The sequence below is a fragment of the Streptomyces sp. NPDC107575 genome, assembly GCF_055657265.1.
This window is the reverse complement of sequence record NZ_JBVKBG010000001.1, coordinates 124798-143275: the sequence shown is the minus strand read 5'-3', so window position 1 is coordinate 143275 and position 18478 is coordinate 124798. Positions and strand designations below refer to the sequence as shown.

18 protein-coding genes are annotated in these 18478 nt (G+C 71.3%); 10 read left to right on the top strand and 8 right to left on the bottom strand.

Annotated features, from left to right (window positions below):
• Positions 1–50 precede the first annotated feature (50 nt).
• Positions 51–1055, top strand: a complete 1005-nt coding sequence (locus ACZ7L4_RS00710) for an ornithine cyclodeaminase family protein (RefSeq protein WP_472098473.1) — start codon at positions 51–53, stop codon at positions 1053–1055.
• Here the strand turns inward: ACZ7L4_RS00710 and ACZ7L4_RS00705 are convergent.
• Positions 1033–2088: an aldo/keto reductase gene (locus tag ACZ7L4_RS00705; protein WP_472098471.1), complete on the bottom strand. Its 1056-nt coding sequence runs from the start codon at positions 2086–2088 to the stop codon at positions 1033–1035. The two genes, ACZ7L4_RS00710 and ACZ7L4_RS00705, sit on opposite strands and share 23 nt — an antisense overlap.
• A 120-nt stretch (positions 2089–2208) precedes the next feature.
• Here ACZ7L4_RS00705 and ACZ7L4_RS00700 point away from each other — a divergent pair, with 120 nt between their 5' ends.
• Both ACZ7L4_RS00700 and ACZ7L4_RS00695 read left to right on the top strand, forming a co-directional pair.
• Complete coding sequence (locus ACZ7L4_RS00700) at positions 2209–3054, top strand: helix-turn-helix transcriptional regulator (protein ID WP_472098469.1); 846 nt, start codon at positions 2209–2211, stop codon at positions 3052–3054.
• Positions 3055–3127: 73 nt separating this feature from the next.
• On the top strand, positions 3128–3856 hold the full coding sequence (locus tag ACZ7L4_RS00695; protein ID WP_472098467.1) for a class I SAM-dependent methyltransferase: 729 nt from the start codon (positions 3128–3130) through the stop codon (positions 3854–3856).
• A gap of 10 nt (positions 3857–3866) precedes the next feature.
• On the opposite strand, the gene ACZ7L4_RS00690 is transcribed toward ACZ7L4_RS00695, so the two are convergent.
• The 7 genes from ACZ7L4_RS00690 to ACZ7L4_RS00660 are packed head-to-tail and all read right to left on the bottom strand — an operon-like array spanning position 3867 to position 11417.
• Positions 3867–4661 (bottom strand): SDR family NAD(P)-dependent oxidoreductase, encoded by a 795-nt coding sequence (locus ACZ7L4_RS00690; protein WP_472098465.1) that lies wholly within the window; start codon positions 4659–4661, stop codon positions 3867–3869.
• 4 nt (positions 4662–4665) lie between these two features.
• Entirely contained in the window at positions 4666–6162 is a 1497-nt protein-coding gene (locus tag ACZ7L4_RS00685; RefSeq protein ID WP_472098463.1) for an aldehyde dehydrogenase family protein, read from the bottom strand.
• Positions 6159–7007: an ATP-binding cassette domain-containing protein gene (locus ACZ7L4_RS00680; protein WP_472098461.1), complete on the bottom strand. Its 849-nt coding sequence runs from the start codon at positions 7005–7007 to the stop codon at positions 6159–6161. The genes ACZ7L4_RS00685 and ACZ7L4_RS00680 overlap by 4 nt, the downstream gene beginning before the upstream one ends.
• Positions 7000–8040 carry an ABC transporter ATP-binding protein gene (locus tag ACZ7L4_RS00675; protein ID WP_472098459.1) on the bottom strand — a complete coding sequence of 347 codons (1041 nt, stop codon included), beginning with the start codon at positions 8038–8040 and terminating at the stop codon, positions 7000–7002. The genes ACZ7L4_RS00680 and ACZ7L4_RS00675 overlap by 8 nt, the downstream gene beginning before the upstream one ends.
• On the bottom strand, positions 8037–8903 hold the full coding sequence (locus ACZ7L4_RS00670; RefSeq protein WP_472098457.1) for an ABC transporter permease: 867 nt from the start codon (positions 8901–8903) through the stop codon (positions 8037–8039). Before ACZ7L4_RS00670 ends, ACZ7L4_RS00675 begins: the two co-directional genes overlap by 4 nt.
• Positions 8903–9850, bottom strand: a complete 948-nt coding sequence (locus ACZ7L4_RS00665) for an ABC transporter permease (protein ID WP_472098455.1) — start codon at positions 9848–9850, stop codon at positions 8903–8905. Before ACZ7L4_RS00665 ends, ACZ7L4_RS00670 begins: the two co-directional genes overlap by 1 nt.
• A 16-nt stretch (positions 9851–9866) precedes the next feature.
• On the bottom strand, positions 9867–11417 hold the full coding sequence (locus tag ACZ7L4_RS00660; protein WP_472098454.1) for an ABC transporter substrate-binding protein: 1551 nt from the start codon (positions 11415–11417) through the stop codon (positions 9867–9869).
• A gap of 122 nt (positions 11418–11539) precedes the next feature.
• On the opposite strand from ACZ7L4_RS00660, the gene ACZ7L4_RS00655 reads away from it, so the two are divergent.
• The 7 genes from ACZ7L4_RS00655 to ACZ7L4_RS00625 all read left to right on the top strand — a co-directional run bounded on the left by ACZ7L4_RS00655 (position 11540) and on the right by ACZ7L4_RS00625 (position 18417).
• Positions 11540–12970: an amidase gene (locus ACZ7L4_RS00655; protein ID WP_472098452.1), complete on the top strand. Its 1431-nt coding sequence runs from the start codon at positions 11540–11542 to the stop codon at positions 12968–12970.
• Positions 12967–13737, top strand: coding sequence for a FadR/GntR family transcriptional regulator (locus ACZ7L4_RS00650; RefSeq protein WP_472098450.1), 771 nt, complete (start codon positions 12967–12969; stop codon positions 13735–13737). The genes ACZ7L4_RS00655 and ACZ7L4_RS00650 overlap by 4 nt, the downstream gene beginning before the upstream one ends.
• Positions 13738–13998: 261 nt before the next feature.
• A complete protein-coding gene (locus ACZ7L4_RS00645) occupies positions 13999–15201 on the top strand; it encodes an ATP-binding protein (protein WP_472098448.1) in 1203 nt (400 codons plus the stop codon).
• 17 nt (positions 15202–15218) lie between these two features.
• Entirely contained in the window at positions 15219–16037 is an 819-nt protein-coding gene (locus ACZ7L4_RS00640; RefSeq protein WP_472100317.1) for a roadblock/LC7 domain-containing protein, read from the top strand.
• Positions 16030–16413, top strand: coding sequence for a DUF742 domain-containing protein (locus ACZ7L4_RS00635; protein WP_472098446.1), 384 nt, complete (start codon positions 16030–16032; stop codon positions 16411–16413). The genes ACZ7L4_RS00640 and ACZ7L4_RS00635 overlap by 8 nt, the downstream gene beginning before the upstream one ends.
• A 2-nt stretch (positions 16414–16415) precedes the next feature.
• Complete coding sequence (locus ACZ7L4_RS00630) at positions 16416–16979, top strand: GTP-binding protein (RefSeq protein ID WP_472100315.1); 564 nt, start codon at positions 16416–16418, stop codon at positions 16977–16979.
• A 10-nt stretch (positions 16980–16989) separates the two neighbouring features.
• Complete coding sequence (locus tag ACZ7L4_RS00625) at positions 16990–18417, top strand: cytochrome P450 family protein (protein ID WP_472098444.1); 1428 nt, start codon at positions 16990–16992, stop codon at positions 18415–18417.
• The last annotated feature ends 61 nt before the right edge of the window (positions 18418–18478 follow it).

Below are 18478 nucleotides of genomic sequence, written 5' to 3'. Positions count from 1 at the left end.
CCCGGGGATACGGTGATCAACCGTTCTCGCCCACGCGAACAGGAGCACAGGTGCAGAAGGAGCAGAGGGAGCCGAGCGATCAGGAGGGTCGGCCGTCCGCGGTCGACTGCATCGGCGCCGACGAGCTGACGAAACTGCTGCCGCCCCGCGAGGCGGTCACCGCGATCCGCGAGGCGCTCATCGGCGGCCTCGACCCGGCGGCAGCGGGCCCGCCCCGCTCGATCCTCGAACTCCCCGATGGACAGGGCCAGTTGCTGGCCATGCCCGCCGCGTCCGGGTTCGGCGTCGGGGTGAAGGCCATCTCGGCGGTACCCGGCAACGCCGACCGCGGCCTGCCCCGCATCCAGGGTGTGCACCTCGTCTTCCGCCCGCCGTCGTACGCACCCGCAGCGGTCGTCGACGGCGCGGCGCTGACCACACTGCGTACGCCTGCCGTGTCGGTGGCGGCGGTGCTGCCGCTGCTGACCCGGGCGGGGCGGCGGTGGCGGGTGGTGGTGTTCGGCGCGGGGCCTCAAGGGGCGGGTCACGTACGGACGTTGCGTGATGTCGGCGCCGACCTCGCCGAGGTGACGTATGTCGTACGGGATCCGTCGCGGGTGGATCCGGCACTGGTCGGGGACGACCGGGTGGTGGCGACGGCGGACGCCGAGGAATGGCTGCGGCGCGCCGACCTCGTGGTGTGCGCGACGCCCTCCCCCGCCCCGCTCTTCGACTCGGCCCTCCTCGGCGACGACGCCGTCGTCCTTGCCGTCGGTTCGCACGACGCCGACGCCCGCGAGGTGGACTCGGCCCTGACGGCCCGCGCGCAGGTCATCGTCGAAGACATGGACACGGCGCTGCGGGAGTGCGGTGACATCGTGATCCCCGTGGCGGAGGGTGTCCTGTCGCCGGAGCGGCTGCTGCCCATGGCGCGGGTCGTCCGCGACGAGTCGCTGTACGCCACCGACCGGCCCGTGCTGTTCAAGGGATCGGGCATGGCCTGGCAGGACGCGGTCGTCGCGGACGCGGCGGTGCGGGCGTCGGACGACGGCGTCAGTCCTGCCGGTCGAGCTTGAGGTCGCCGCGCGTCACCGCGCGGATGTGCGCGCTCACGAGCATGTCGTGCGGGTAGCCGAGTTCGATGGCGCTCGCCCCGTCGAGGCGGGCGAGGTGGTCGGCCGTGAGCTCCACGTCCAGGGCGCCCAGGTTGTCCTCCAGCTGGTCGGGGGTGCGGGCGCCGATGATCGGTGCCGTGACGCCCGGGTTCCGCAGTGTCCAGGCCAGAGCGATCTGGGCGGGGGTGCGGCCCAGGTCCGCGGCCACCTCCCGTACCACGTCGGCGATGGCGAGATTGCGTTCGGTGAGTGTGCCGAGCGCGAGGTTGAAATTCCTGCGGGTGCCGTCGGCCCGCCCAGGGCTCAGATCCGCACGGCCGTACTTGCCGGTGAGCACCCCGCCGCCGAGGGGCGAGTAGGGGGTCACGCCGAGGCCCAGCTCGCGTGCCATGGGGATCAGGTCGCGCTCGCCGCCGCGCTCGATCAGGTTGTACTCGATCTGCAGGGCGACCAGTGGTGACCAGGCGCGCAGGTCGGCGATGGTCTGCATGCGGGCCACCTGCCAGGCCGGGGCGTTGCTGACGGCCACGTACAGGATCTTGCCCTGCCTGACCAGGTCGTCCAGGGCGCGCAGGGTCTCATCGACGGGGGTCGTGTCGTCCCATACGTGGAGGTAGAGCACGTCGATGCGGTCCGTGCCGAGCCGGCGCAGGCTCTCCTCCACCGACGCGAACAGGTTCTTGCGGTGGCTGCCTCGGGCGTTCGGGTCGCCGGGGCGGCGCAGTGTCGTGTACTTCGTCGCCAGGACCAGGCTGTCGCGCCGGTCGCGGGCGAACTCGCCCAGCAGGCGCTCGGAGCTACCGTTGCTGTACGTGTCGGCGGTGTCGAGGAAGTTCCCGCCGCGCTCCACGTACAGGTCGAACAGCTTGCGCGCCTCGTCCCGCTCGGCGCCCCAGCCCGATTCGGTGCCGAAGGTCGCGGTGCCGAGCGCCAGTGGGGAGACCCGCAGGCCGGAGCGGCCGAGCGACCGGTAGGTGTCGAGGGTGAGGGACATGGTGTGGTTCTCCTGAGCTCGTGTACTGCTGACGGGAACCAGACTCCGGCCGCCACGGGCCGCGCATAAGGGAGGGCCGATCCTGGGAAGGCCGGTCCCACCCTCGTTGTTGCAACGAGCATGACGACGCACACCGTGGACACCACGCAGGAGCTGGCCGCGTTCCTGCGCACCCGGCGCGAGCGGCTGGATCCGGGCGCGCTCGGCCTGCCGGCCCGGCGGCAGGGCCGCCGGACTCCAGGGCTGCGCCGCGAGGAGGTCGCCGAGCTGGCCGGGGTCAGCGTCGACTACGTCGTACGCCTCGAACAGGCCCGGGGGCTGCGGCCCTCGGCGGACGTGGTGGAGGCGCTCGCCGGCGCCCTTCGCCTGTCCCCCGTGGAGCGGGCCTACCTCTTCGACCTGGCCCAGCAGCGCCCCCGCACCGCGGGCGAGCCCGCCGATGCCGCGGCGCCGTCACTTGCCCGGCTGGTCACCGACCTGTCGCCGCTCCCGGCGATGCTGCTGAACCACCGGTACGACATCCTGGCCTGGAACCCCGAAATGGCGGGCGTGCTCCTGGACTTCGACACCCTGCCACCGGAGCGCCGCAACGCGATGTGGCTGTGCCTGATGCATCCGCGGATCCGCGAGTTCTACGTCGACCGGGAGCGCGTCCTGCGGGAGGGCGTCGCACACCTGCGCTCGGCGTGGGCGACACACCCCGAGGACGGGGCACTGACCGACCTCATCGCCGAACTCCTCTCCGGCAACGAGGAGTTCGCCCGCCTGTGGGACGAGCGGGAGATCCGGCCGGGCGGCCGGGGCGACAAACAGGTACGCCATCCCGAGGTGGGCCTGCTCACCCTGCGGTTCGAGGTACTCGCACCCCTGCAGGACCCGGACCAGCGCCTGCTGATCTTCCGCGCGGCGGACGAGGCCAGCCGGTCGGCACTGGACCGGCTGTCCGCACACACCACGGCCGCGTAGGCGTCCAGGTACTGCCGCACACCGCCGAACAATTGAGGCGACAATGCGTCCGGCCGCGCCTACCGTCGACCCCATGGCTGACGCATGCTTCGCGCACCCCCGGCTCGCCGAGATCTACGACCCGCTCGACCCCGACCGCAGCGATCTCGACGCCTACCTCGGGATCGCGAAGGAGTTCGGGGCGCGACGGGTGCTGGACATCGGGTGTGGCACCGGGGTCTTCGCGCTCCTTCTGGCGGGCCGCGGGGTCGAGGTCGTCGGGGTCGACCCTGCCGCGGCGTCCCTCGACGTGGCCCGTGGCAAGCCCGGCGGCGACCGGGTGCGGTGGATTCACGGGGACGCCACGACCCTCCCGCCGCTCAGGGTCGACCTCGCGACGATGACGGCGAACGTCGCCCAGGCCATCGTCGAACCGTCGACGTGGCAGGGCACCTTGCGGGGCGCCCACGCAGCGCTGCGCCCCGGCGGGCACCTCGTCTTCGAGACCCGGGACCCGGCCCGCCGCGCCTGGGAGGAGTGGACCCGTGATCTGACCCACCAGGTGGCCGACCTGCCCGGCGTCGGGCGGGTCGAGAAGTGGGGGCAACTGACCGAGGTGGACGGGCCGTTGGTGACCTTCGACCAGACCTACAGGTTCGCCGCGGACGGGCAGGTCCTGACCTCGCAGTCGACGCTGCGCTTCCGGGAGCGGGACGAGGTCGAGGCGGATCTGCTCGCGCACGGCTACGTGGTGGAAGACGTCCGCGAGGCGCCCGACCGGCCGGGACGGGAGTTCGTGTTCGTGGCGCGACGCCCCCTCTGACCGGCGCGCGTCAGCTGGGCGGTGTGTACCGGCCGTCGACCGCCGTCCAGCCGCCGTCCACGAACAGCTGGCTGCCCGTCACGAACGACGAGGCGTCCGAGGCCAAGTAGACGACCGCGCCCGCCAGTTCGTCGGGGCGTGACCAGCGGCCAAGCGCGCTCTTGTCGGCGTACGCGGCGGACCACTCCGGGACCGCGCGGATCTGCTCGGTCAACGGGGTGGCCACGACGCCCGGCGCGATGGTGTTCACCCGCACACCCGACGGGCCCAGCTCGGCCGCCGCCGTGCGCGCCAGCTGGACGAGGCCCGCCTTGGTCGCCGCGTAGACACCCTGGCCCGGTTCCACCGTCACCGCCCGGATCGAGCTGAAGCCGATGATGCTGCCCCGGCCGCGCTCCGCCATGCCGCGCCCGAACGCCCGCACCAGGTCGAACGAGGCCCGCAGGTTGAGGGCGACGACCCGGTCGAACTCCTCGGACGTGTAGTCGAGGATGCGCTTGCGGACGTTCGTCGCGGCGGTGAAGACGAGGACGTCGACCGGGCCGAGTTCGTCGGCCGCGCGCGTCACCGCGTCGCCGTCCAGGACGTCGAGCGCGTAGGCCGACATGCCCGGGGCCAGCGACGCCGACTCCTCGGCCGCCTTCGGGTCGCGGTCCGCGCACACCACCCGCGCGCCGTGCGCGGCCAGCGCGAGCGCGCTCTCGCGGCCGATGCCGCCGCCCCCGCCCACCACGACCGCCTTGCGTCCGTCGAGGCGGAACAGGCCCGCGTAGTCGGCGGGCCGCGCCGGTTCCTGGGTCGTCATGGTGTCACCTGTCCTTCTTCGTCGTCGGGCGGATCACTGCCATGCGGGTCACCGTCAGTTCGTCGATGGCGAACCTCGGCCCCTCGCGGCCCGCCCCCGAGTCCTTCACGCCGCCGTACGGCATGGTGTCGGAGCGGAAGCCGGGCACCTCGTTGACGACGACGCCGCCCGCCTCAAGGCGCTCCACCGCCGCGAACGCCGTGTCCAGCGAGGCGGTATACACGCTGGCGTGCAGCCCGTAGCGCGAGTCGTTGGCGAGGGCGAAGGCCGCGTCCATGTCCGGGACCGAGCGCAGGCACACCACAGGGCCGAAGACCTCCTCGCTCCAGACGGGCAGCGCGGGGTCCGGGTCCAGGAGCAGCGCGGGCCCGACGACCCGGTCGGTGATGTCACCGCCGACGGCCTGCACCGCGCCCGACTTGACCGCCTCCTCGACCCACTCACGTACGCGGTTCGTCGAGCCCTCGTCGATCAGGGCCGAGACACGTGTCTCCGCGTCCCTCGGGTCGCCCGTCGCGATCTGGGGGATGCGCCGCTTCAGAAGCGCCACGAACTCCTCGCGCACCGCCTCCTCCACGATGACCCGCTGCACGCTGATGCAGGCCTGTCCGGACGCGTAGTAGCCGCCACGTACGACGGCGTCCGCCGCCGCGTCGAGGTCGGCGTCGGCGGCCACCAACAGGGCGGCGTTGGAGCCGAGTTCGAGGAGTGTCTTGGTGGGGGCCGCGTCCTTGGCTATGCGGTGGCCGACGGCGGCGGAGCCGGTGAAGGAGACCGCGCCGATCCGGCGGTCGGTGGTGAGCACCTCGCCCACCTCCGGCCCACCGGTGACGAGTTGCACCGCAGCCCGCGGCGCCCCGGCCTCGTGCAGTGACTCGCGCAGCAGGTGCACGAGCCACAGCGTGGCCAGGGGTGTCTGCGGGGCGGGCTTGGCGATGACAGGGCAGCCGGCCGCGACCGAAGGGGCGAGCTTGTGCGCGGCAAGGAGCAGCGGATAGTTGAACCCGGCGATGCCGACCACGACGCCGATCGGCTTGCGGGTCCAGAAGCCGAGCAGTCCCTCGCCGGAGGGCAGCAGGTCGAGCGGCACGGTCTCGCCGTGCAGCCGGGCCACCTCCTCGGCGGACGTGCGCAGCGTCAGCAGGCTGCGGTCGACCTCCACCCGGCAGTCGACCAGCGGCTTTCCGGTCTCCAGGACGAGGAGGCGCTCGAAGTCGGCGCGGCGGGCGGCGATCGCGTCGTGCGTGGAGTGCAGGGCCGAGCTGCGGACGTGCGAGGGCAGGGCGCCGACCCGGGTGCGGACGGCAACCGCCTCGTCGAGGGCGCGGCGGGCCAGCGCCGTGTCGCCGACGGGCGCGCGGCCGATGACCGACCCGTCGTAGGGGAAGCGCACGTCGTCGGTCGTGGGGGTCGGCTGCCAGGTGTCTCCGACGGGCAGTCCTTCGGGGAACTCCGACGTCAACAGGGTTGCCGCTGCGGCCGGTTCAGGGTGTGCGTTCACGCGGGGTGCTCCTGGTTGAGGTCGGCCGCCGTCACTCCGGCCAGCGCCTTCTCCAGCGTCGGCACGGCGGCGATCAGCCTGCGGGTGTACGGGTGCTGCGGATTCTCGTAGAGCTCCTCGGTCGGCCCGCTCTCGACGATCTCGCCCGCCCGCATGACGGCGACGTGGTCGCACACGTGTCGGACGACGGACAGATCGTGGGAGACGAGGACGAGGGTGAGGTTCAGCTCGTCGACGAGGTCGGCGATGAGGTTGAGGACCTGGGCGCGCACGGACACGTCCAGGGCGCTGACCGGTTCGTCGGCCACGATGATGTTCGGGCGCGGGGCCAGGGCGCGCGCGATGGAGATGCGCTGGCGCTGCCCGCCGGAGAACTGGTGCGGGTAGCGCCGCGCGGCCTCCGCGCCCAGGCCCACGGATTCGAGGAGTTCGGCCACCCGTTCCTTGCGGTTGCCGATGCCCTGCGCGACGAGGGGTTCGGCCACGATGTCACCCACCTTCATCCGTGGGTCGAGCGAGCTCATCGGGTCCTGGAAGACGAGCTGGAGGCGTTCGCGGACGAAGCGCAGCCGCCGTTCCCGCAGCCGCGTGATGTCGCGTCCTTCGACCTCGACGGTGCCGCTCGTCGGCTTGTCGAGCCCGGCCAGGATGCGCAGCAGCGTCGACTTGCCGCACCCCGACTCCCCCACGATGCCGAAGCGCCCGCCGCGCGGCACGGAGAAGCTGACGCCGCGCAGCGCGTGCACGGGCTGCGCGGGCGTGCGCAGCGAGGCGCGCGGCCGGCGGTAGTCGCGGGTGACGTCGGTGACACGGAGGGCGTCGCCACTGGTCTGCCGGTCAGCCACGGCGGGCCTCCTCGGGGTCGGGGCTGCCCGCGTCCCGTACGCCGCCGTGGCCCCTCGGCACGGGGTGGAAGCACGCGTATCCGGAGTCGGGTCCTGTCGGGGTCCAGGTGGGGCGGGTCGCGCACAGGTCGGTGGCCTTGGCGCACCGGTTGCGGAACACGCATCCTTCGGGGAAGGCGCCGGCCGCCGGCACCGAGCCGCCGATGGTGGCGAGTCGGCCGCGTGCGTCGACGGCCGTCAGGTCGGACGCGGCGATCAGCCCCTGCGTGTAGCGGTGTCTCGGGCGCGTGAACACCTCGCGCACGGGGCCGGATTCGACGACCCGGCCGCCGTACATCACCATGACGCGTTCGCAGGCGGTGGCGACCACGGCCAGGTCGTGCGTGATGAACAGGAGCGCCGAGCCGCGGTCCTTCACCCCGCGCACGATGAGGTCGAGGACGCGGGCCTGCACGGTGACGTCGAGCGCGGTGGTGGGTTCGTCGCAGACCAGCAGCGCGGGGTCGTTGGCAAGGGCGATGGCGAGGACGACGCGCTGGCGCTGGCCGCCGGAGAACTGGTGCGGGTAGGCGCGCGCCGCGGCCGCCGGATCGGGCAGGCCCACCTGGTCGAGGAGTTCCACGGCGGCGGCCTGCGCGGAGGCGCGGTCGGGCCGGGTGCGGTGGATGAGCAGCACCTCGGCGATCTGCCGGCCGATCCGCATCGTCGGGTTGAGGGCGGTCATGGGCTCCTGGAACACCATGGCGATGTCCTTGCCCCGTACGCGGGACATCCGCGTCTCGTCCGCCCCGAGCAGCTCGTGCTCGACCCCGGCGAGCCGCACCGAGCCCGTGGCACGCAGCCCTTCGGGGAGCAGGCCCATGAGGCTCAGCGAGGTGAGCGACTTGCCGGAGCCGGATTCGCCGATGAGGCCGACGCGTTCGCCGGGGCGGACGGTGAAGTCGACGTCCTGGACGAGCGGCCGGCCGTCGCCGGTGGTCACGTCGAGGCCGCGGACCCTCAGGACGTCGTCGGTCTCGGCAGCGGCGGTCATCGGCGGTCCTCCACCTTGGGGTCGAAGCGGTCGCGGAGCCCGTCGCCGAGCAGGTTGAATCCGAGAACGGCCACCGCGATCGCGAGGCCGGGGAAGACGGCGAGCCGGGGCGCGGTGCCCAGCAGTTCCTGGCTCTCCTGGAGCATCCGGCCCCAGGACGGGGTGGGCGGCGGGGTGCCGAAGCCGAGGAAGGACAGCGCGGCCTCGGCGAGCACGGCGATCGCGAAGCCGACCGAGGCCTGCACGATGATGAGGCTGCTGACGTTCGGCAGGACGTGCCGCAGCGCGATGGCGAACGGCCTGCGTCCCGCCGCGCGTGCGGCCATCACGTACTCCGTGCCCATGACCTGGAGGGTGCCGCCGCGGATCAGCCGGGCGAAGCCGGGGATGGAGGCGATGCCGATGGCGACCATGGCGACGCCCGTGCCCGCGCCGTACACGGCGGCGAACATGATGGCGAGCAGCAGGGCGGGGAACGCGAGGATCAGATCGTTTCCGCGCATGAGGAGTTCCCCTGACCAGCGCGAGCCCATCCCGGCGAGGATGCCCAGCGGGACGCCGACGACCGCGGCGACGCCGACCGCGACCAGGCCGACGTAGAGCGTCGTCCGCGAGCCGATCATGATCTGGCTGAAGACGTCGCGGCCGAACTTGTCGGTGCCGAACCAGTAATCGGCGGACGCCTCCTGCATCCGTACGGCGGGGTCCACAAGCGTCGGGTCGTGCGGCGTCCAGACGAAGGACAACAGTGCCACGGCGACCACGAGCGCGACGACGGAGCCGCCGACGAGGAGGGAGCCGGGCAGCGGCCTGCGGCGGCGACGGACCGGCGCTCCGGCGTCCACGGCGTTCGATGCAGCCATCACCCACGCACCCTGAGTCGAGGATCGATCACGAGATAGGCCAGGTCGACGAGGAAGTTCACGAGCAGCACCGCCGCCGCGATGATCATGACGACGTCCTGTACGACGATGAGGTCCCGGGCGGCGACGCTGTCGAGCAGCAGGCTGCCGAGTCCGGGGATGACGAAGACCCGCTCGATGACGACGGCGCCGACGAGGAGCGTCGCCAGTTGCAGCGCGAGGACGGTGACGACCGGTACGGACGCGTTGCGCAGCCCGTGCCGCACCAGTGCCTTCATGGGGCGGAGTCCCTTGGCGCGGGCGGTGCGCAGGTAGTCCTCGCGCAGCACGTCGAGCACGGAGCTGCGGACGTAGCGGGTGAGGACCGCGGCCTGCACCAGGCCGAGGGAGAGCGCGGGCATGAGCAGTTGTTTGAGGAAGAGCACGGGGTCGTCGGCCGGTGGTGTCCAGCCGTTCGCCGGGAGCCAGCCGAGTCCCACCGCGAACACGGTGATCATGAGGATGCCCGCGAGGAACGCCGGTACGGCGACGCCCACTTGGGACAGCGCCGACAGGACGAGGCCGGACGGCTTGCGGTGGCGTACCGCCATCAGCGTGCCCAGCGGCACCGCCACGAGGATCGCGATCACCATGCCGGTCCCGACGAGCCACAGGGTGACCAGGAGGCGGTCGGCGAGCTGCGGCCCGATCGGGGTGTGCGAGATGTAGGAGTCGCCGAGATCGAAGGTGACCAGGTCGTGCAGCCAGCTCAGGTACTGGTCGACGAGGGGGCGGTCGAGGCCGAACTGTTCGCGCAGTTGGCTCACCGCGGAGTCGGAGGCCCCGGTGCCGAGGGCGACGCGCGCGGGGTCTCCCGGCAGCACCGCCATGAACGCGAACACCACGACGGAGCTCACGAACAGGCTCGCCAGCAGGATCGCGATCCGCTGCACCAGACGGACGGTCATCGGTTCGGGCCGCCTTTCAGGACCGGTCGGTCCGGCCGGACCGGCTCAGGCCGGTGAGGTCCAGGGATTCGGTGACGCTGTTGACCGGCAGCCCGGTGATGTCGGCGTCCGCCACCATCAGGTTCGGCAGCAGGAACAGCCAGTCGCCGGCGGCGTCCTTCGACAGCGTCCGGGCGGCTTCGCGCATGGTGGCGGTCTGCTCCTTCTGGCTGCCGGTGTCCGCCTTGGCGAGCAGTTCGCGGAACGCGGGGTTGTCGTACCGGGTGTAGTAGTTCTTGTCGCCGAACACGGCGGGCATGTCGCGGGGTTCGACGTGGGACATGATCGTCATGTCGTAGTCGGCGTTCTTGAACACCGTCGACAGCCAGGCCGCGGGGAACTCAAGCTGGCTCAACTCGACCTTGAATCCGGCCTGTTCGAGCTGGCTCTTGACGACGGTGCCGCAGGCGGCGGCGTACGGCAGTGTCGGAATCCGCAGCCGCAGGGTGCGCCCCGCCTCGCCCGACTCCTTGAGGAGCCTGCGCGCCTTGTCCCGGTCGTACGGGTACAGGCCGGTGAGGTCCTGGTACCAGGGGTCGGTCGGCGGCACCATGCTGCCGATGAGCTTGCCGCGCCCGCCCCAGCAGGTGTCGACGAGGGCCTGGTGGTCGATGGCGTAACGGGCCGCCTGCCGGGCCTTCTCGTTCTTCATGGGCCCCGACCCGTTGTTCATCGAGAGCATCACCTCGCCGTTGGTGGAGCCCTCGATGACGCGGTACTTGGGGTTGTTCTCGAAGCGGTAGAGGGAGTCCGGCGACTGCATCGCGCCGATGACGTCGATGGTGCCCGTGAGCAGCGCGTTGTTCATCGCCGTCGGGTCCTTGAAGTACTTGAGCGTGACCGTGTCGAAGTGCGGTGCCGGGCCCCAGTAGTCGGGGCGGCGGGCGAGCGTGATGGAGTCGCCGCGGTTCCACCGCTTCAGTTCGTACGGTCCGGTGCCGACGGGGTCGGTGGCCAGCTTGTCGACGCCGGTGCGGCTGAACATCGCGCCTGTACGCGTGGTCATCCGGTACAGCCAGTCGTTGCTGGGCCGCTTCAGGGTCACCTTCAACTCGTCGCGGGAGACGGCCCGTACGCGGTCCACGACGCTCATCTGGGCCTTGAGCGCCACGGTCCACTTGGGGACGACGCGCTCGATGGAGAACTTGGCGTCCTCGGCGGTGAACGGCGCGCCATTGCTGAACTTCGCGTCCTTCGTGAGGTGGAAGGTGTACGTCCTGCGGTCCTTCGACAGCTCCCATTTCCTCGCGAGCGCGGGGCGGATCCTCCCGTGCTGGTCGAGCTTCACCAGGTTCTCGTAGACGTTGTAGAGCAGCGCCTGGGGGATGGCGGCGCCGTCGGTCTTCGTGAAGTCGAGGTTGGCGGGCTCGGCGGTGACACCGATCGCGAGGGAGTCGCCGGGGCCCTCGGGGCGGGAACCCGCGGCAGTGGAACCGGCGGAGCAGGCCGTGACCAGGAGCAGAACACCGCAGGCCAACAGGGAGGCGGCCGCCCGGGCGGGGTGCCCGGATCGTCGGTCCTTGCTCATGCACGACACCTTCCGCCGTAACTGGCCTGACCAGTAGGCTCACTTGACAGGTACCGTGACGACTGAGTCGGTACCTGTCAAGAGGGTGGTACCTGTCCACCGGCATGAAGGAGAGGGTGCGGATGTTCACCGAACAGAACCTGGCCACCATGTCCGCCGTCGAGATGACCGCCCGTTTCGCCGATCGCACGGTGTCACCGGTCGAGGTGCACGACGCCGTGCAGTCGGTGATCGAGGCGCGCGAGGACGTGCTGAACGCGTTCTGGGTGCGGGACCCCGCCGAGTCCCGCAAGGCGGCCGAGGCGAGCGAGTCCCGGTGGGCGGCCGGGGAGCCGATGGGGCCCATCGACGGTGTGCCGGTAACCCTCAAGGAGAACATCGCCCGCAGAGGCGTGCCGATGCCTTCCGGGAACGCGGGGGTGGAGCCGGTCGTCCCCGAGCGGGACGCGCCGATCACCGAACGGATCCTGGAATCGGGCGGGTTGCTCCTCGGCTCCACCGTCATGCCGGACTGGGGCATGCTGTCCTCCGGCGTCTCCAGCCGGCACGGCATCACGCGCAGCCCCTGGAACCCCGCCTGGACGACGGGCGGTTCGAGCTCGGGAGCAGGCGCGGCGGCAGCGGGTGGGTACGGGCCACTGCACGTCGGCTCGGACATCGGCGGCTCGATCCGGCTTCCGGGCACGTGGCTGGGCCTGGCCACGCTGAAGCCGAGCGACGGCCGAGTCCCCCTGGACACGCCGTACTTGGGCCGCGCGGCGGGCCCCATGGCACGCACGGTCGCGGACCTCGCCCTGCTGATGCGCGTCCTGAGCCGGCCCGACTCCCGCGACTGGACGAGCCTGCCGCCGCAGGACGTCGACTGGACCCAACTGGGCTGGGACGTACGGGGGCTGCGGGTCGGACTGCACCTGGACGCGGGCTGCGGGGGCCCGCGCGATCCGGAGGTGGTGGAGGCGGTCCGCCGGGCGGCGGACGTCTTCGCGTCGGCGGGGGCGACGGTGGAGCAGGTGGAGCCGTTCATGTCCCAGGAACTCCTGGACGACCTGGACCTGTTCTGGCGGGTGCGCTCCTGGAACGACCTGCGCAAGCTGTCCCCCGAGGCCGCGCTGCGCGTCCACCCGTACATCATGGGCTGGTGCCGCGAGGGCGCCGATGTGCCCGGCACGCGCGTACTGCACTGCTACCAGCAGATCATGCGGATCCAGGCGCAGACGGTGGCGGCGACACTCCCGTACGACATCGTGCTGTCACCGGTGGCGCCCGTGGCGGCGTTCGCGGCGGAGCAGCCGATGCCGTTCATGGAACCGGGCAGGACCATGTCGCACATCGGCTTCACCGCCCCGTACAACATGTCGGGCCAGCCCGCCGCGACGGTCAACTGCGCCTTCACGGCGGACGGGAGGCCGATCGGCGTACAGCTCTCGGGACGTCGCTTCGACGACCTGGGTGTGCTCCGGGCGGCGGCCTGGTACGAGCGGAACCGCCCCGCAGAGGCGGTCCCGCGCTGGCCGGACGACTCGCTCCCGAGCCTCGCGGGAGAGACGGCATGACGACCGAAGGGACACGCTTCCAACAGGTCGCGCCGGTACGGCTCTACCAGCGCATCGTCGAGCAGATCGAGCAGGCCATCGCCTCCGGCGACCTGAAGCCGGGCCAACGCCTGCCGAGCGAGCGGGAGTTGGTGAGCCAGTTCGGCGCGAGCCGTCCCACGGTGCGCGAGGCACTGCGCGTCCTGGAGAGCAACGGCCTCATCCGCTCCCGCCACGGCGACCCGCACGGCCCGGAGATCCTGCCCTTCACCACGGCGGGCCTGGCGAAGGAGATGACCCGCCTGGCCCGCTTCGACACCATCTCGATGGCCGAGCTGATCTCGTTCCGCATGATCCTCGACGGCTCGGCCAGCCAGCTCGCGGCCCGCCTGCGCACGGCCGAGGAGCTTTCCGCGATGGAGGAGACGGTGACGGCGATGACCCACGCCATCGACGCGGGCTACGAGGAGTTCAGCACGGCCGATGTCGCCTTCCACGAGGTGGTGGCGCGCGCCAGCCGCAACGCGCTGATCGAGGTCTCCAACCAGGTCGTCCGCGGCGCGGTCCTCACCCTCATCGCCGACAAGGTCGCCCACGCGGACAACCGCGAGGCCCTGATGCGCACCTCGCTCCGCCACCACCAGGAGGTCCTGGAGGCCATCCGCACCCGCGACGGCCTGTCGGCGGCCCGGATCTCACGACGGACGCTGTACGACTACTACGCGGGGTATGTGGCGGAGGAGGAACGGGGGCCGTTGCTGGCGCTCGTGGACGAAGCGGGGGACTGAGCCCCGGATGTGCCGGGAACGCACGGGCACGCCTGGCTGAAACCCACCTGTCGGGTGGCCGGGACCATTCGGCGACTGGGCGGGATAAGCGGAATCTCCCAACAGGGGCGCTGGGCAGGCCGGTTGAGGCGAAACGATCCTGATAGCATCCCCGCGGCGATCTTGATCAACTCATCCCGCGTGCCGCCTTGACACATGCCCGCGGGATGAGAGCGGGGGTACGGGTCGCCGATCTACCTGCCCGTGCCAAGAGAGGCGTCCATGACACACGCACTTGTGTGGTGCCTGGGTGCGATTGCGCTGATATCCGTCGCCGCTGTCGTTGCACTCATTGCCCGCAACCGAGCGCTGACCGACAAGAGACGCCAGGCTGACACCGAGCAGAAACAACGGCTGGACCAGGCCAACGCGCAGATCGCGGCCCACCAGTCCGAACTGCAGAGGTCCCGCGCGGAGCGGGACGGTGTCATCGCCGAGGCGAGGGCCGCCGCGGAGGACAGCACCAAGTCGGTCCTCAAGGGAGCGGCCAGCTTCCTGCAGAGCCTGGCGGCCGAGCAGACCGCGCTGCTGGACGGCATGCAGCGCAAGTACGGCGGCAACGAAGTCCTCAACGACCTCCTGGACGTGCATCACGCCAATGCTCAGATGGCGCGCAAAGCCCAGGGCATCGCGGTGATGTGCGGGGCGCCGCTGGGCCGCCGCAACCGGCCGGCCAGCGTGTACGACGTGGCGCGCAACGCCCAGGGCCAGATCCGCAACTTCCAGCGCGTCTCGATCATGCAGCAGCCCGGTCTGGCCCTCAAGGCAACCGCGGTCGCGCCGGTCGCACTGGCCGTCGCCGAACTGCTGGACAACGCCGCGAGCTTCTCGCAGCACGACGCGCCGATCGAGGTCACCTTCCAGCGCGTGCAAGGCAACCTGTGCATCATCATCGACGACGCCGGCGTCAGCATGAGCGACGAGGACCGCCAGCGGGCCACCGCCCTGCTGTCCGGCGACGAGCCGCCGCAACTCCAGCAGCTGGGAACGCAGCCGAAGTTCGGCTTCCCGGTGATCGGCCTGATCGCCCGCCAGTACGGCTTCAAGGTGGACGTCACCGGTGTGTCCCGCTACGGCGGTGTGCGGGCTGTCGTCCTGCTGCCCGAGGAGTTGTGGACCATGGAAGAGGCGACCCCGAAGGCCGCACCGGCCGCGCCCGCACCGGCTGCGCCCGCGCCCGCGCCCGTAGGTCAAGGACCGAGCCGTTCCGAGGTGGCACCTCAGCGCACCCCGAACGGCCTGCCCAAGCGCGCCAATCGCCAGTCGCCGAGCACACCCGCAGCCCCGGCGGGCACACCCCGCCCGGAGGGCACTCCACAGCCCGTCCCGCGGGCTTCCAGCCGCGGCCTGGGCGCGTTCCAGCGCGGCACCCTGGAAGCCCGTGCGGACGAGGCCCCCTTGGGCGAAGGGTCTGATGAGCGGTGAGCGCCGACCTGTCGTGGATGCTCGACGACATCGTGAAGAACGTGGTCGGGGCGCGCCATGCCGTCCTGCTGTCCGCCGACGGCCTGCCCCGCGCCTCCACCGAGGGCCTGGCCGAGGAGGATCTGCGCACCATCTCCACGGCCATGTCCGGTATCCAGGCCCTGAGCCGTGCCACGGCTCCGTTCGTCGGGGCCGCTCCGGATGCGGCCTGGACGCAGACCGTCATCGAGTTCTCGCACGGCTGGATCTTCCTGATCGGTGCCGGACAGGGCGCCTATCTCGCGGCGGCCGCAGAGCCCGACGTGGACATGCAGCAGATCAGTTACCGGATGCACCGTCTGGTGGCCCGGCTGGGGCACAACATGACCTCCGCGCCCCGCGTGGACGCGGCCGGTCAGCGGGGCCGGCACGGCAGCCGTGAGCCGGCGCACGGTGAGGTGCTGGCCCAGGTGCTGCCCGAACTCGACCAGGCGCTCGCCGGTGTCGACGGCGCCCGGCACGCGGTCCTGCTCGGCGGTGACGGCCTGCCTCGCGGCGCCACCTCGGGCCTGCCCCGCGATCTCGCCGACCGGATCTGTGCGGCCATGACCGGCATCCACGCCAACAGCCGGGCCGCCGCGCAATTCGCCGGCCCGGTCGCGAACGTGGTGTGGCGGCAGACGGCCATCGAGTTCCAGCACGGCTGGATCTCCCTCATCGCGGCCGGGGACGGTGCACTCCTGGCCGCGTCGGCCGACCATGACTGCAGCATCGAGGCCCTGACGGGCCGGCTGCATGAAGTGGAGACCAAGGTCGCGGCGTCCGCCGTGGCCGGCAGGGCGCCCGGCCATGTCTGAGCCCAGCGACCCGGGCCTCGTGGTCACCTCCGACCTCGTGCCGCTCTTTGTGATCACGGGCGGGCGGACCCTGCCCCCGGAGCACGAGTACGAGCACACCGCGATGGTGACCTCGGCCCAGGGCTCCGAGGCCGCCCTGCGCGCCCTGACACCGGAAGCGCGCACGGTCATGGACCTGGTCACCGACGGCTTTCTGTCGGTGGCCGAGGTCGCCGGGCACACCCAACTCCCGGTCGGTGTCGTGCGCATCCTCCTGGCGCAACTCGCGGAGGCCGGCCTGCTCGTCGTGCGCAAGCCGGTCCCCGCCGCCGAACAGGTGGACATGGGCGTCGTCAGCGCCGTCCTCACCGGCCTGCAGAAGAAATTCGGAGCGTGAGCGTGTATCTCGAGCCATCCGTCACTCAGGCGGTGAAGATCCTCATCGTCGGTCACTTCGGCGTGGGCAAGACCACCTGCATCGGCAGCCTCTCGGAGATCAAACCGCTGCGGACCGAAGAGCAGATCACCGTGGCCAGCGTGGGACTCGACGACCTCACGAACACACCCCACAAGACGACCACCACCGTGGCCATGGACTTCGGCCGCCTCACCCTCTCGGACAGCCTGGTCCTCTACCTGTTCGGCACACCCGGCCAGGAGCGGTTCACGGAGATGTGGGAGGACCTCTCGCGCGGCGCGCTGGGCGCGCTCGTCCTCGTCGACCCCGAGCGCCTCGACGAGAGCTTCGCCGTGCTGGACCTCGTGGAATCCTTCGGGCTGACGTACACGATCGGTGTGAACTCCTTCGAGGGCCAGGCCGAGTACGCGCTCGATGAAGTCCATGAGGCACTGAACCTCGAGTCCCGGACGCCGATCGTGCGGTGCGACGTCCGCGACGAGCGTTCCTCCGCCGAGGCCCTGATCACCCTCGTGCAGCACCTCATGACCCAGCTCGCCGCCTAGGAGCACTTGCATGTCCCAGCCGACCGACCCCCGCTCGATACCGCCCGGCTGCCCCGCGCACGCACACGGTGGCAACGTCCAGCTCTACGGGCCCGACTTCGCGGCGGACCCCGAGGCCTATTACGCGCACCTGCGCGCGCAAGGCCCCAGCGCCCCCGTCGACATCGCCCCCGGCGTCGAGGTCGAACTCGTCACGGGCTACGACGCCGCCCTGCACATCCTGCAGAACCCGGCCGCCTTCCCGCGCGACTCGCGCCGCTGGAACGCGCTGGCCGAAGGGCGCGTGCCGGCCGACAGCCCGGCCCTGCCGATGATGGCCTGGCGGCGCAACGCACTGTTCGCCGACGGTGCCGACCACGCCAAGCTCCGCCAGGCCGTCACCGCGGCCCTCGACACCGTGGACGAGCGGGCCCTGATCCGCCAGACCCAGAAGTCCGCCGACTACCTGATCAGCGGGTTCAGTTCGGACCGCCACGGCCGCGCGGAGCTCATGGCCGAGTACGCCGGCCCGCTGCCCCTCCTGGTCTTTTCTCACCTCTTCGGCTGCCCGCCCGAGATCGGCGACCGGGTCATCACCGGGATCAGCGGCATCTTCGAAGGTGTCGCCGGCGCCGACGAGATCCTCGGTCAGGCGCTCGCGGAACTGATCGCGCTCAAGCACCGTCGGCCGGGCGAGGACCTCACCACCGAACTGATCCACCAGCACGCGCTCCTCACGCACGATCAGTCCGAAGCCGACGAGGCCGTGCTCCAGCAGCTCGTCACGCTGCTCTCCGGCGGCACCGCGCCACTCGCGGCAGCCATCGGGACCAGCAGCGCCCTCTACCTCGGCGAGGACTGGCCCACCGGACTCCCGGTCGAGGACGCCGTCTCCCAGGCCCTGTGGAACTACGCTCCGATCGCCAACTACGCCGGCCACTACCCCGCCATGGACATCGACCTGGGCGGGCGGACCGTACGGGCCGGCGACCCGGTGCTCATCTCCTTCGCCGCGGCCAATACGGACCCGCGGCTGACCGAACACCGTGCGCAGCTCAACTCGAAGGCCCATCTGGCCTTCGGCGCGGGCCCCCACGCGTGCCCCGCCAAGGACCCGGCCTTCATGATCGCGGTGACAGCGGTCGAGTGCCTGCTCAACCGGCTGCCCGACATGGAACTGGACGACGCCTTCACGGCGCTCGGCTGGGTTCCCTCGCCGTGGAGCCGCGCACTGAGCGAGCTGCCCGTCCGCTTCTCCCCGCGGTCCGCCCCCATGACCCCGGCTCCGTACGACTCCGCGGCCCCCGTGGTCTCCCGGCCCACGCCGGACCTCCAGGAGCCCGTCACTCAGCCCACCGTCGCCCCTTCCTCCGGCAGCGCTCCTGAGCCCGGCCCGCAGCACAAATCCCGCAAGGGAGGACTCTTCAGTCGCTTCGTGGCATGGACCAAGGGAGAGTGACAGAGGCAATTCCACTTTGTCGCGGTGCTATTGGATACTCAAATGATCTTGCGGGTATCGA

Excerpts from the sequence above, each read along its gene's own strand:
- ACZ7L4_RS00705 (WP_472098471.1), bottom strand. The coding sequence starts at position 2,088 with ATGTCCCTCACCCTCGACACCTACCGGTCGCTCGGCCGCTCCGGCCTG.
- ACZ7L4_RS00700 (WP_472098469.1), top strand. The coding sequence starts at position 2,209 with ATGACGACGCACACCGTGGACACCACGCAGGAGCTGGCCGCGTTCCTG.
- ACZ7L4_RS00695 (WP_472098467.1), top strand. The coding sequence starts at position 3,128 with ATGGCTGACGCATGCTTCGCGCACCCCCGGCTCGCCGAGATCTACGAC.
- ACZ7L4_RS00690 (WP_472098465.1), bottom strand. The coding sequence starts at position 4,661 with ATGACGACCCAGGAACCGGCGCGGCCCGCCGACTACGCGGGCCTGTTC.
- ACZ7L4_RS00675 (WP_472098459.1), bottom strand. The coding sequence starts at position 8,040 with ATGACCGCCGCTGCCGAGACCGACGACGTCCTGAGGGTCCGCGGCCTC.
- ACZ7L4_RS00670 (WP_472098457.1), bottom strand. The coding sequence starts at position 8,903 with ATGGCTGCATCGAACGCCGTGGACGCCGGAGCGCCGGTCCGTCGCCGC.
- ACZ7L4_RS00665 (WP_472098455.1), bottom strand. The coding sequence starts at position 9,850 with ATGACCGTCCGTCTGGTGCAGCGGATCGCGATCCTGCTGGCGAGCCTG.
- ACZ7L4_RS00660 (WP_472098454.1), bottom strand. The coding sequence starts at position 11,417 with ATGAGCAAGGACCGACGATCCGGGCACCCCGCCCGGGCGGCCGCCTCC.
- ACZ7L4_RS00655 (WP_472098452.1), top strand. The coding sequence starts at position 11,540 with ATGTTCACCGAACAGAACCTGGCCACCATGTCCGCCGTCGAGATGACC.
- ACZ7L4_RS00650 (WP_472098450.1), top strand. The coding sequence starts at position 12,967 with ATGACGACCGAAGGGACACGCTTCCAACAGGTCGCGCCGGTACGGCTC.
- ACZ7L4_RS00645 (WP_472098448.1), top strand. The coding sequence starts at position 13,999 with ATGACACACGCACTTGTGTGGTGCCTGGGTGCGATTGCGCTGATATCC.
- ACZ7L4_RS00640 (WP_472100317.1), top strand. The coding sequence starts at position 15,219 with ATGCTCGACGACATCGTGAAGAACGTGGTCGGGGCGCGCCATGCCGTC.
- ACZ7L4_RS00635 (WP_472098446.1), top strand. The coding sequence starts at position 16,030 with ATGTCTGAGCCCAGCGACCCGGGCCTCGTGGTCACCTCCGACCTCGTG.
- ACZ7L4_RS00625 (WP_472098444.1), top strand. The coding sequence starts at position 16,990 with ATGTCCCAGCCGACCGACCCCCGCTCGATACCGCCCGGCTGCCCCGCG.